The organism is Sorangium sp. So ce117 (assembly GCF_051524395.1).
Classification (GTDB): domain Bacteria; phylum Myxococcota_A; class Polyangia; order Polyangiales; family Polyangiaceae; genus Sorangium; species Sorangium cellulosum_B.
On the sequence record NZ_CP150309.1, the window covers coordinates 5,524,514 to 5,537,014 of the forward strand.

Genomic DNA, 12,501 nt, shown 5'->3' on the forward strand with positions numbered 1-12,501 from the left:
CGAGCGCGCGGCGCTTGATCAGCACGAAGCGCAAGCGGGGTGCGGCTTTGCCGACCAAGGGTTCGGCGTCTACGAGCGATGGCGCCCGCTTCCGCTGGGAAAGCTCCTCGTCCCGCCGGCGCACGCGATTCGGTCGGATGGCGGCTACGATCTTCTGATCCACTTCCACGGCGCCGAGCCTGTCCGGAAGGTGCTGGCTCCCAGGGGCATGGATCTGGTCATCGCCGGGGTCGACGTGGGGACCCGCTCGAGCGAATACGCGCGCACGATCGAGGGCGGCAGCTGGGACGCGCTGCTCCAGGCGATCGACCGCGAGGTCGAGAGCACATCCGGGAGCGCGGGCGCGCGCGTGCGCCGCCTGGTGCTGTCGTCCTGGAGCGCTGGGTCCGGCGCGATCGGCAGGATCATCGAGCGCGGGAGCAGCCACGTGGATGCGCTGATCCTGCTCGACTCCCTCTATGGCTCCTACATGCCCGGGCAGACGTCGCTCGCGCAGGGGCAGCTCGCCCCTTACGTCGCGCTGGCCAACGCCGCCGCGCGCGGCGCGCCGGTCTTCTACCTGACGCACACCGACATCCCGACCAGCGGCTACGCGTCCACGAAAGAGGCGGCCACGTTCCTTCTTCGCGAGCTCGGAGCCACCCCCATCGCGGTGACCTCGAGCGGGGACGAGGCCCCCTCCGCCGCGCCCGGCGCGCCGGGCGACCGCGCTGCGGAGGCAGGAGGCGCGCTGCGGCTCACCCGGATGTACGACGGCGGCAGCCTCTACGTGCGCGGCTACGCCGGAGCGGGCCCCGGGGAGCACTGCGCGCAGCTGCGGCTGCTCCCCGCGATCCTGGCGGAGCACGTGCTCCCGGCGCTTCGCCGTTGAGGCGACGCTGCTGCGAGGAAGCGCGCGGCGCCTTTTCGGTGAGGGAACGCGCCGACGCGTCGGCGCGCGCCCTGTGAACCGCCGCGGCTCAGTACGACTTCGCGAACACCACGCGCCGCGGGCTGGGCTTGCCGGTGAAGATGCACTGCCCTTCACCCGTCAGCGCGTCGGCCCACGGCGCCCCTTCGAACCCCCCGGTCGGGATGCAGCGGATGGTCACCTTGTGCGCATCCTTCACCGCCGTCTCGATCTCGGGATCGCCGGACCAGTGCGCCAGCGCGAACCCGCCTTGCGCCTCCTTGCCCCCGGTCGACGCGAAGAACGCGTCGAAATCTGCGCGGCTGTTGATCACGTGCGTGTTGCCGTCGCGCACGGCGAGCGCGCGCGCGTAGAGGGTCGCCTGAATGTCGCCAAGGATCTCCGTGATGCGGCCCACGAGCTCCCCGCGCGCCATGCTCGACTTGTCCTTCGGCGAGCGGTCCCTGCGCATCACCATGGCCACGCCGGCGTCGACGTCGCGCGGCCCGATCTCGATGCGCAGGGGGACGCCCTTCTTCACCCACTCCCACTGCTTGTCGCCGCCGCGGATGTCCCGCCGATCGATCTCGACCTCGACGCGGCGCTCGCCGAAGCGCTGCGCCCGGAGCTCCTTCGCGAGCCCGTCGATGTACTCGTCGATCTTGGCGCGCGTGTCGTCGCCCCGGTAAACGGGCAGGATCACGACGTGCGCGGGCGCGAGGCGCGGCGGGAGCACCAGGCCGTCGTCGTCGCTGTGGGTCATGATCAGCCCGCCGACGAGGCGCGTCGATACGCCCCAGGACGTCGTCCAGGCGTGCTCTTCGGTCTCCTCCTTGGTCTGGAACTTGATGCCGCTCGCCTTTGCGAAGTTCTGCCCCAGGAAGTGGCTCGTCCCGGCCTGCAGGGCCTTCCGGTCCTGCATCATCGCCTCGATCGCATAGGTGTCGACCGCCCCGGGGAAGCGCTCGCTCGCCGTCTTCGGCCCCTCGAGGACGGGCATCGCCATGAAGTCGCGCGCAAACGTCGCGTAGACCCCGAGCATGCGCAGCGTCTCCTCGCGCGCCTCGGCCTCGCTCGCGTGCGCCGTGTGCCCCTCCTGCCACAGGAACTCCGCCGTCCTCAGGAACAGGCGCGTCCGGAGCTCCCAGCGCACGACGTTCGCCCACTGGTTGATCAGCAAGGGGAGATCCCGGTAGCTCTGCACCCAGCTCGCGAAGGCCGCGCCGATGATCGTCTCGGACGTGGGGCGCACGATGAGCGGCTCCTCCAGCCGGGCCTGAGGGTCGGGAATGAGCCCGCCGCCAGGGCCGGGGACGAGCCGGTGGTGGGTGACCACGGCGCACTCTTTCGCGAACCCCTCGACGTGCTCCGCTTCCTTTTCAAGGAACGACTTCGGGATGAACAGCGGGAAGTAGGCGTTCTTGTGCCCGGTCGCCTTGAACATGCTGTCGAGCTCGCGCTGGATGTTCTCCCAGATCGCGTAGCCCCACGGCTTGATGACCATGCAGCCGCGGACCGGGGAGCTCTCCGCGAGGTCGGCCGCGCGCACGACCTGCTGGTACCACTCCGGGTAGTCCTCGTTGCGGGTGGGCGTAATGGCGGTCTTCTGCGCTTCGTTCTTGGCCACGGTCTCTGCTCTCCTCGATGGGCGGCTTGGCCGGCGGCCTTCGACCGGGCCGCCTTCGTCCCGCTGCGGACGGTCGGCTGGCGCCGGCCCCGCTCCGGGCTGAGCGCGCGACGTATCAGGAGCGCGGCAGGGTGTCGAGCGCAGCGGTCCCAGCGCCGGAGCCGCGCCGCCCTCCCGCTGGTTGGAGCGATGCCGCTCGCCTCGCCTGCCGCCGCGCGCCAGGCTGCCTTCGCGGCGGCGCGCCGTCGTGGTACGCGCAGGAGAACGACGTGAACTACGTCATCCTCACGCACGGCGGGGTGACCGCGCCGCAGAGCGGCTCGGAGAGCTGCGCCAGGGCCGCCGACGAGGCGCGCCGCGCGCTCGACGGGGGCGGAGAGGCGCTCGCGGCGGCGATCGGGGCGACCGTGCGCCTCGAGGACGACCCGCGCTTCAACGCCGGGACGGGCTCGAACCTCCGCGTCGACGGGCAGACGGTCGAGATGGATGCGGCCGTGATGGCCAGCGATGGACGGTTCGGCGCGGTGGCGTGCATCGAGCGGGTGAAGAACCCCGTCCTGGTCGCCGCGAAGGTGACGGAGACGTCGCACCTGCTCCTCGCCGGCGCCGGCGCGACGGCGTTCGCTCGCCGGCTGGGGTTCGCCGACCATGATCCGGTCACCGAGGAGGCCCGCCGGAAGCACGCCCGCGCCCTCGCCGCGCTGCGCGGCGAGGGCGGAGATGACGAGACCACGAACGACGCGGCGCGCTTCCATGCGCTCACGGCGACGCGGTTCTGGAACTTCGACGCCGAGCCGATCGAGTGCGACACCGTCGGGGCCGTCGTGCGCGACACGCACGGCCGGTTCGCCGCCGCGGCGTCGACGGGCGGATCGACCTACTCGCTCCGCGGCCGCGTCGGGGACGTGCCGCTCCTGGGCGCAGGGATCTACGCCGGCCCGCACGGCGCCGTGGCGGCGACCGGCGTCGGCGAGGAGATCGCGCGCCGCTTCCTCGCGCGGACCGTCTATGACTGGCTCGCCGATGGCGTCGCGCCCGCGCGGGCCGCGCAGCGCGGCGTCGCGATGTTCCCCGACGTGCTCGCCGTCGGCGTGCTCGTGGTGGGGCGGAGCGGCCAGGCGATCGCCTCGAACCGCACCATGGCAAGCGCGCAGCTGGTGGGCTGAGGAGCCGCAGACGACGATGCAAAGTGGAGACCCTGATGCGATCGTGGTGGGCGCGGGACCGAACGGCCTCACGGCGGCGGCGTACCTCGCCCGCGCGGGCTTCTCGGTGCTCGTGCTGGAAGCCGAGCGAGAGCCGGGCGGCGCGGTCCGCACGCGGGAGGTGACCCTCCCGGGGTTCCGCCACGATCTCGGCGCGGCGTTCTTCCCCTTCGGGCAGACGAGCCCGGCGCTGGTGCCGCTCGATTTGCCGGGGGCCGGCCTCGTGTGGCGGCACGCGCCGATCGACAGCGCTCACCCGGCGCCCGACGGGACGTGCGCCTCGATCGCGCGGGACGTCGAGGCGACGGCGCGGTCGCTCGGCGAAGATGGCCCCGCGTGGCGCCGGATCGCCGGCTGGCACGCGGCCACCCGCGAGCGGCTGCTGAACGCGCTCCTGTCCACGCCGCCCGCCCTCGGGCCGCTGCTCCGGCTCGGGCCCCTCAACCTGCTCCGCCTCGCGCAGGTGGCCCTCTCAAGCGGACGTGGCTTCGCGACGCGCACCTTCCGGACAGAGGCGGCCCGGCGCGTTGTCCCCGGGCTCGCGCTCCACACCGACGTGGGCCCGGACGATCCCTGCGGAGCGATCGTCGGCTTCATGCTCACCGTGCTCGCCTCGAGCGGCGGCTTCGCGGTGCCCGAGGGCGGCGCCGGCGCGATCACGAGCGCCTTGCTCAGGCGCGTCGAGGAGCGCGGGGGCGCCCTCCGCTGCGGCGCCCGCGTCGACCAGATCATCGCCAGGGAGGGACGGGCGGTCGCGGTCCGGCTCGAGGACGGCCAGGAGCTCCGCGCCCGCCGCGCGATCGTCGCCGACCTCGCCGCGCCGACGCTCTACCTCCGCCTGCTCGCGTCGGAGCTGGTTCCCGAGCGGGTGCAGCGCGCCATGCGCCGGTTTCGCCAGGGGTTCGGCACCTTCAAGATGGACTGGGCGCTCGACGGTCCGACGCCGTGGTCCCACGAGGACCCCGCGCGCGCGGCGGTCGTGCACGCGGGCGACAGCCTCGACGACCTCTCGGCCTTCACGCGGCAGGTGCGCGCCGGGGCGCTCCCCGAGCACCCCTATCTCGTGATCGGGCAGCAGTCGCTGGTCGATCCGACGCGCGCGCCGGCCGGCCGCCACACCCTGTGGGCCTACTCCCGCGTCCCCTCCACCATCGAGGGCGGCTGGGCGGAGTCGCGCGAGCGCTTCGCCGATCGCATCGAGGCGCGGATCGAGGAGCTCGCCCCTGGCTTCCGGCAGAGGATCATCGCCCGCACGATCTGGGCGCCGGACGATCTCGAGGCGATGGATGCAAACCTCATCGGCGGCGATCTCGGCGGAGGCTCGGCCGACATCCGGCACCAGCTCATCTTCCGGCCGGTGTTCCCCTATTTCCGCTACCGCACGCCGCTCCGCGGCCTGTATCTGGGCTCGTCCTATGCGCACCCCGGCGCCGGCGTCCACGGCGCGTGCGGGCGCAATGCAGCCCTGGCGGTGCTGGAGGACGAAGGCTAGCGCGCTTCGCTACTTCGACCGCGACGACGGGCCGTCCCGGTAGTCGGAGCGCTTCAGGCCGTGGCTCGCGATCTTCTCCTGGAGCGTGCGCAGCGGCATCCTGAGCCGTCGAGCGGCCATCGCCAGGTTGCCGTTGGTGCCGCGGAGGGCATCGAGGATGATCTCCGTCTCCAGACGGTCCATCTGCGCCTTGAGCCCGATCGTCGGCGCGGAGCTGGGCGGCCCTGCGAGCTCGACGGGGGTCCTATCGGGCGGCGGCGTGGAGCGTTTGGGCGCCGAGAGCGAGTGGATGCTCTCCGGCAGGTCGAGCGGGGTAATGACATGCCCCCGAGCGATGACGACGGCGCGCTCGATGGCGCTGCGCAGCTCGCGTACGTTGCCCGGCCAGGGGTACTGCTCCAGGAGCGCGAGCGTCTCCGGATCGAGCGAGCGCACGTTCCGGCGGTGCAGCTCGCTCGCCTGCCGGAGGAAGCGCTGCGCCAGCGGTCCGATGTCCTCCCGTCGCTCGCAGAGCGGCGGGATGCGCAGCGGCGCCGCGTTGAGCCGGTAGAGCAGATCTGAACGGAACGTGCCCGCCTCGCACATCGCCTCGAGATCGCGGTACGTGGTCGCGACGATCCGCACGTCCACCTCGGTCTCCTTGGTCGAGCCGACGGGGACCATACGACCGGTGTCGAGGACGTGCAGCAGCGCGGCCTGGCAGGAGGGCGGGAGGTCGCCGACCTCATCGAGCACCAGGGTGCCGCCCGCGCACGTCTCGAAGACGCCCTCTTGCGCGTGGACCGCGCCGGGGAAGGCGTCGACCTCGTGACCGAAGAGCGTGCTCTCGAGGAGCTGGGCGGGCACGCCGCTGCATCCGACGCGGATCATCTGCATCTTGTGGCGAGGGCCAGCCTCGTGGATCAGCCGCGCGAGCACGTCCTTGCCGGTCCCCGTCTCGCCCTGGAGCAGCACGGGCGCGGACGAGCGCGCGAGGCGCATCGCGGTCTCGAGCACCGGGCGCATAGCGGGGCTGCGCATCACGAGCCCCTCGTCGCCGACCGTGCGCAGCCCACCCACCGGCGTGGGTCCGCCCACCAGGTTCTCGATGCTCGGCATCTTTCTCCGCTCCGAGGCGCCGCGACGCCCGTCGAGCGCGTCGAGGTTCAGCACCGGCAGCTCGGCGCTCGCGATCACGCGCAGCGACGCCGTGATCTCGCCGAGCATCACCTCGTCGCCGGGCTTCAAGACGCCGTGCTCGACGCGCTGCCCGCTCAGGAAGGTGCCGTTCGTGGAGCCGAGATCCTGGATGAGCACGTCGCCGCGCTGGAACGTGAAGCGCGCGTGGCGTCGCGACAGGCTGCGCTCGGGGATCGCGACATCGGCGCTCGGATCGCGGCCGATGACGACGCCGACCCCCTCGATCAGCCGCACCGTCTCGGCGCCTTGCCGGTGGTAGATGATGAGCAGCACGTTCGGCTGCGTCCCGCGCTCGCGGCTCAGCTGCGTCAACGCATCACGGACCTGCGACATGGCGATCGGGTCCGTCACGCCCAGCTGCGACTCAACCTGGACCTCCTGCGCTCCGAGGTCGTCGTGCGGCATGGATGGCCGTACGCCCTTGGGCTCCACAGGCAAGTCGACGCCAGCGTGGCCTTCCTCAGACGCGCCCGGCGCGCGGACGTCCGGCGAAGCTAGACTCGTCGGAGCGGCCGGACGCGAGTGATTCATGCGTTCTCTCTCATGCGTGCCCGAGGAGCCTCCGGCTCCAAATGTTGGCCCGCGAGCCCTGCTCGCGCTCGTCCCGTAATCCTATGACCATAAGCCAGAGGTTGCCCGGCGCGCAAGGCGCGAGCAGCACTTCGTCGGCACTGCGGCGGTAAGCTTTGTTATCTCCGCTTCCTCCGCTTCCTCCGCTTCCCCTTCCTCTTCCTCCTCTCCCTCGCTGCCTTTGCCTTTGCTGCCTCTACATCCCAGTCCTTTCTCTTTCGTTTTTGCAGTGTAGCCCTCGGACGCACCCTCTGCAGGCTGCCTCGGCGCTTTGCTCAGAGCTCGCGCACAACGCGCTCGTCAGAGGCGAGCGATCGCGCGGATGGCTCGGCGCTGCAGTGCGCGCTGAAGCGAGAGCACGGGAGGTCCTCGAGCGACGGGAGCTCCGCATAGCCGCGGGGACCGGCGATCTCGTTGAAGCAGCGCCCGAGCCAGCCCGGAATGACGAGCGCGTAGGTGCGCGCAAGCCGTCGAGGATCGTCCAGTGTGCGCAGCATCGCAAGGTAGGTCACTTCTCCATAGGTCGCCTTGAAGGCAGCCGCTTGCTCAGGGCGCGCCAACCAGCTCATGACGCCGGCGCGATCCGCCTCGGGGTGGAACTGGACCGCCTCGACGCCGGGTGCGACCTGCAACCCGAGGATCGCCCGCCCCTTGGAGATGCCGTCACGGCTCTCGCGGGCGAGGAGCTGGCCGCCGAGGGAGCTCAGCTGGCGCTCGTCGAGGTTCACCGCCTCCCAGTTGCGGTGCTCGAACGCGAAGAGACGGTCCCCAAACGGCGCCAGCAGCGGGTGTTGCTGGCCGACGGGCGTCGTGTAGATCGGCATGACGCCGAACTTGCGATCGGCGCGGGGCACGACGTCGGCCAGCTTGTAGTGATGGACGACGAGCTCGAACGAGTAGCAGATCGCGAAGAGAGCACGCCGGTGCGCGCCCCCCTGGATCGCCGACTCGACCACGCCGTCCACGAAGCGCGCAAAATCCCGCGTCCAGGGCTCGCCCTCCCCATCAAAGGGAGAGCCGGGCCCCCCTGACGCGAGGTACAGATCGCAGTCCGTAGGGATGGGTGCGTTGGTGTCTCTGGGGGACACCTCGACGACCTCGCAGGAGAGGCCCGGATTGCGCGCCTGAACGCGTTCGAAGAACCCCGCGGCGAGCCCGCGTAGACAGCGCATCGCCTGGTTCACGTGGCCATTGTTCATGTCCACGATGCACAACCGCAGCGGCCGGCCGTTCGCGACGGTAGCTTGCCGGCCGGGAGTAGGTGGAAGTGGATTGGAGCTCATCGGAAGGTGGCAGTTTGCAGACGTAGACCCCCGCGTTTTTTACCCATACCACCCCGCTGACCTCGCGAAAAGAATGGTCTTCTCCGTTACGCCGGTTACGCCGGTTACGCCGGTTACGCCGGTTACGCCCGCTACTTCAACTTCATCGGCTGATCCCTTTACGTTCACGTCAGCCACATCCCTCACATCCGTCATGTCTGTCACATCCGTTGCGCTTGTTATGTCCATCACACCAGGTATGTCCATTACAGCGGTTACATCGGCTTCAGTTACGTCCGCTACGTCCGCTTCATCGATCACGCAGCGGACGATTCGTCACCTTCTGGAGGAGACCAAAACTCCTTCCTCGGACCCGCGTTCGTGGGAATCCTGTGCGTGATGAACAAACGGAATGGTTCGACCCGTAATCCTCTGACCCGCCGCCATGTGCTGACCGGGCTCGGCGCTGCGCTCGGCACCTCGGCCTTCGGATGCAGCACCCCAGAGGGCGCGATGCTGCTCGGCAACGCCCCGCCGAGCGCGGGCAGCGCGGACGAGAGCGACGGAGCAGGCGGTGCGGGTGGCTCAGAAGGAGCGGTCGGCTCAGGACGGCCGGAAGGCGGCGAGGCCGGCGGCGCTCCGGATCGCTGCGCGGAGACGGGAGGTCTGAGCCCGGCGGAGCTGCTGGCGCCCATCAACACCATCGTCGTTCTCTGTATGGAGAACCGCTCCTTCGACCACTATCTCGGCTCGCTGCTACTGAAAGAAGGCCGGCAGATCGACGGTCTGACAGGCACAGAGTCGAACCGAGCGCTCGATGGGACGCGGATCTCGCCCTTCCAGCTCGAAAACTTCACGCCGGCCGACCCGCCGCACACCTGGGACGCTGCCCACACGCAGTGGAATCAAGGGATGAACGACGGGTTCGTCATCGCGCACGCAGGGCCGCACCAGCGCGACGTCATGGGCTATCACGTGCGGGAGCATCTGCCGGTCCTCTACGCGCTCGCAGACGCGTCGACGATCTGCGAGCGCTGGTTCTCCTCGGTGCTCGGCCCGACCTGGCCGAACCGGTTCTACCTGCACGGCGCCACGTCGAGGGGCGTCTCGAGGAACGTGCCGGTCACCGGCTTCACGAGCGTGTTCGAGCTGCTGAGCGACGCAGGGATCTCGAGCAGGAACTACTTCCACGACGTCCCGTGGTGCTCGGGTGCGTACTTCAAGTTCAAGGGCGTCTCCGGGATCGAGCGCTTCTTCGAGGACGCGGCCGCGGGGATCCTCCCCTCGTTCTCCGTCATCGATCCCCAGTTCTTCGGCGCCACCGCGAACGACGATCACCCGGACCACGACGTGCAGCTCGGGCAGGTGCTCATCGCCAGCATCTACAACGCGCTGGCGAAGAGCCCCCAGTGGGGCCAGTGCCTCCTCGTGATCACCTACGACGAGCACGGGGGCTTCTTCGACCACGTCGCGCCGCCGTCGACCACGGACGACGATCCCCTGTTCACCCAGCTCGGGTTCCGGGTGCCGTCGATCGTGGCAGGCCCCTTCGTCCGGAGGGGCTGCGCGGTGAGCACCGTGCTCGACCACGCGTCGGTGATCCGCACGCTGGAAGCGCGCTTCGATATCCCCTCGCTGAACGCGCGCTCCGCCGGCGCGAACGATCTCTCATGCTGCATCGATCCGGCGCTCCTCCGCGATCCTCAGGAGCCGGTCCTGCTGCCCGAGATGGACATCTCCCTGTCGCGGCTGCGCTCGCGCACCGAGTCCGGGATCTCTCAGCCGGAGCTGTGGGAGGCCGCGGAGCGCGGGCTCATCCCGCGGCACCTCGATCGCCGGGACGAGGGTCCGGCCATCGCCCGGCGGGTGCTGGCGCACGCGGAGCGGCTCGGCTCGGCGAGGCTCAGGGACTGAGGCGCCGGCCAGCCGGCGCCGAGGTCGCCCGGGGGCGGGAGGTCTGATAGAAGCGCCGCCGTGCCGCCCGATCTCCATCCGCCCGCCGCCCTACAGGCGGGGACCACGCCGGCGAGCGCAGCCCCGGGCGCGTCCCCGGCGACCAGCGCAGGCCCGCCGGCGGCCGGGCAGGAGAAGGCGACCAGCGCGGCGCGCTCGTCGGCGATGGTCACCGCTGGGATCATCCTCTCGCGGCTCGTCGGGCTGCTCCGCCAGCGGGTGACGGCGCACTTCTTCGGGACATCCGAGCTCGCCGACGTGCTCGCCGCGGCGTTCCGCGCGGGGAACATCACCCAGAACCTGCTCGGCGAGGGGACGCTCTCCGCGACCTTCATCCCCGTCTACGCGCGCCTCCGCGCGGCCGGCGACGCGCGACGCGCGGCGCACTTCGCGCTCTCCGCCCTCGGGATCCTGCTCGTCGCCGCCGCGGCCGCGTCGCTCGCCGGCGTGCTCGCGGCGCCGTGGCTGTCCTTTCTGGTCGCGGCGGGCTTCGACGACGACAAGCTCGCCAGCACGACCCGGATCGTCCGGATCATCTTCCCGATGACCGGCCTGCTCGTGCTGTCCGCGTGGGGGCTCGGCGTGCTCAACGCGCACCGGCGGTTCTTCCTCCCGTACGCCGCGCCCGTCGCGTGGAGCGCCGCCCAGATCGCGGGGCTGCTCGCGTGCGGCGCGTGGCTCGGCATGCGCGGGGAGCCGCTCGCCGAGGCGCTCGCGTGGAGCGCGCTCGCGGGCGCGGCGCTGCAGCTCTCGCTGTTGCTCCCCTCGGCGCGCTCGCTGCTCGGCGGGCTCAGGCCGCGCCTTGACGCGCGCGACCCGAGCGTCCGAGAGGCCGGCAGCAAGCTGCCCGCCGCGCTGCTCGGCCGCGGGATCATCCAGGTGTCCGGGCTCGTCGACACGCTCCTCGTGAGCTTCCTCGGCGCCGGCGCGAACGCGGCCTTCAGCTACGCGCAGACGGTCTACCTCCTGCCGATGAGCATCCTCGGGGCCGGCGAGGCCGCGGTCGCGCTGCCCGAGATGGCGCGCGACACGGCCGAGGCCGACGTCGCGCGGCGCAACGAGGCGCTGTCGCGCCGACTCGGGGCGTCGCTCGCGCGGATCACGGTCCTGACCGTGCCGACCACGGCCGTGTTCATGGTGCTCGGGCGGGAGCTCATCACGCTGCTGCTGCAGACCGGGACGTTCGACCAGGAATCGACGACGAGGGTCGAGCCGCTCGTGTGCGCCTACGGCCTCGCGCTGCTCGGGAACGCCGCCGGGCGCGTGCTGATCACCGCGTCGTTCGCGCTGGGGGACACGAGGACCCCGGCCCGCTACGCGCTCTATCGCGTGGTCGTCAGCACCGCCGTCGCCCTCGTCCTGATGCAGTGGCTCGACGTGCTCGGCGTGGTGCTCGGCGCCGTCATCGCAGGATGGGTCGAGGCGATCGCCCTCGGGCGCCGTGTGCGGCGCGAGATCGGCGGGCTCGGGCTGGATCAGATCCGGATCGGCCGCGTGGCCTTGCTCGCGGCGATATCGGTCGGCTGCGGCGCCGCGTTGAAGGCGGCGCTGCCCGACGCGGTGGCCGCGGCGCCGTGGGGTGCCGCGCTCATCCTCGCTGCGTGCGGCGGCGCCTTCGCCGTCGCGGCGCCGGCGCTCGGGCTCTTCAACCTGAAGTCCCTCCTCCGCCGGAGGTGATCACGGCCGGCGCCGCGCGCGCACGGCGCTCGGCGTGCGCACGATGCCACGCGACGTAGCGCTCGACGAACGCGCGCTGCACGGGGCGCAGCGCGACGCGCGGGCGCCGTCGCTCGATCAGGGCGAGCGCCTCGCCCACCTCGATGCCGCCGCGGGTGGCGAGGTAGCAGAGCGCGAGCGTGACGCTCCTGCCCACGCCGCTCGCGCAATGGACGTGGACACGGTGGCCAGCGACGATATGCCGCTCGAGGAACGCCACGCCGCGCGCGGCCTCCTCGAGCGTGGGAGCGCACATGTCCCAGCAGGGGATGCGCAGGTACTCGACCCCTGCCGCGCGCAGCGCGAGCACCGGATCGTACAGCTCGCGCGACACGTTGATCACGGCGCGGACGCCGAGGCGACGAAGCTCGACCACGTCGCCTGGAAGAAGGAACCCCCCGATCAGGAGGTTCGGGCTCACCCACGTGCGCCACGGGTGCCGCGCCCGGAGCGACGCGGAGGCGCGGCGCAACGCCAGGAATGCATAGAAAACCAGGGCATACGGCGCGAGCAGGAGGAACACCACCGCAGGGCGAAAGCGCACGCGCACCTCATGGCGTCGACGCTCTCGTCGCGCCAGCGGCCGGGCGGCACGCGCGCCGATGACA

10 protein-coding genes are annotated in these 12,501 nt (G+C 71.3%); 5 read left to right on the forward strand and 5 right to left on the reverse strand.

What is annotated here, in order from left to right; all coding sequences use genetic code 11:
- The first annotated feature begins 190 nt into the window (after positions 1–190).
- Entirely contained in the window at positions 191–871 is a 681-nt protein-coding gene (locus tag WMF46_RS20620) for a hypothetical protein (RefSeq protein ID WP_437987158.1), read from the forward strand.
- 88 nt (positions 872–959) lie between these two features.
- On the opposite strand, the gene proS is transcribed toward WMF46_RS20620, so the two are convergent.
- A complete protein-coding gene (proS, locus tag WMF46_RS20625) occupies positions 960–2,516 on the reverse strand; it encodes a proline--tRNA ligase (protein WP_437910279.1) in 1,557 nt (518 codons plus the stop codon).
- A gap of 269 nt (positions 2,517–2,785) precedes the next feature.
- Between proS and WMF46_RS20630 the strand changes: the two genes are divergently transcribed.
- Together WMF46_RS20630 and WMF46_RS20635 are read left to right on the forward strand one after the other, a co-directional pair.
- A complete protein-coding gene (locus WMF46_RS20630) occupies positions 2,786–3,682 on the forward strand; it encodes an isoaspartyl peptidase/L-asparaginase (RefSeq protein ID WP_437987159.1) in 897 nt (298 codons plus the stop codon).
- Positions 3,683–3,698: 16 nt separating this feature from the next.
- Positions 3,699–5,213 (forward strand): phytoene desaturase family protein, encoded by a 1,515-nt coding sequence (locus WMF46_RS20635; RefSeq protein ID WP_437987160.1) that lies wholly within the window; start codon positions 3,699–3,701, stop codon positions 5,211–5,213.
- Between the two features lie 9 nt (positions 5,214–5,222).
- On the opposite strand, the gene WMF46_RS20640 is transcribed toward WMF46_RS20635, so the two are convergent.
- The 3 genes from WMF46_RS20640 to WMF46_RS20650 all read right to left on the reverse strand — a co-directional run bounded on the left by WMF46_RS20640 (position 5,223) and on the right by WMF46_RS20650 (position 8,545).
- Positions 5,223–6,797: a sigma 54-interacting transcriptional regulator gene (locus WMF46_RS20640; protein WP_437987161.1), complete on the reverse strand. Its 1,575-nt coding sequence runs from the start codon at positions 6,795–6,797 to the stop codon at positions 5,223–5,225.
- A gap of 440 nt (positions 6,798–7,237) precedes the next feature.
- Positions 7,238–8,161 (reverse strand): hypothetical protein, encoded by a 924-nt coding sequence (locus WMF46_RS20645; RefSeq protein ID WP_437987162.1) that lies wholly within the window; start codon positions 8,159–8,161, stop codon positions 7,238–7,240.
- A gap of 123 nt (positions 8,162–8,284) precedes the next feature.
- Positions 8,285–8,545 (reverse strand): hypothetical protein, encoded by a 261-nt coding sequence (locus WMF46_RS20650; RefSeq protein WP_437987163.1) that lies wholly within the window; start codon positions 8,543–8,545, stop codon positions 8,285–8,287.
- 78 nt (positions 8,546–8,623) lie between these two features.
- On the opposite strand from WMF46_RS20650, the gene WMF46_RS20655 reads away from it, so the two are divergent.
- Together WMF46_RS20655 and murJ are read left to right on the forward strand one after the other, a co-directional pair.
- On the forward strand, positions 8,624–10,138 hold the full coding sequence (locus WMF46_RS20655; RefSeq protein WP_437987164.1) for an alkaline phosphatase family protein: 1,515 nt from the start codon (positions 8,624–8,626) through the stop codon (positions 10,136–10,138).
- A gap of 60 nt (positions 10,139–10,198) precedes the next feature.
- Positions 10,199–11,854, forward strand: a complete 1,656-nt coding sequence (murJ, locus tag WMF46_RS20660) for a murein biosynthesis integral membrane protein MurJ (protein ID WP_437987165.1) — start codon at positions 10,199–10,201, stop codon at positions 11,852–11,854.
- Here murJ and WMF46_RS20665 read toward each other — a convergent pair.
- Positions 11,823–12,437 (reverse strand): protein-tyrosine phosphatase family protein, encoded by a 615-nt coding sequence (locus WMF46_RS20665; RefSeq protein WP_437987166.1) that lies wholly within the window; start codon positions 12,435–12,437, stop codon positions 11,823–11,825. The genes murJ and WMF46_RS20665 overlap by 32 nt on opposite strands.
- Positions 12,438–12,501 lie beyond the last annotated feature (64 nt).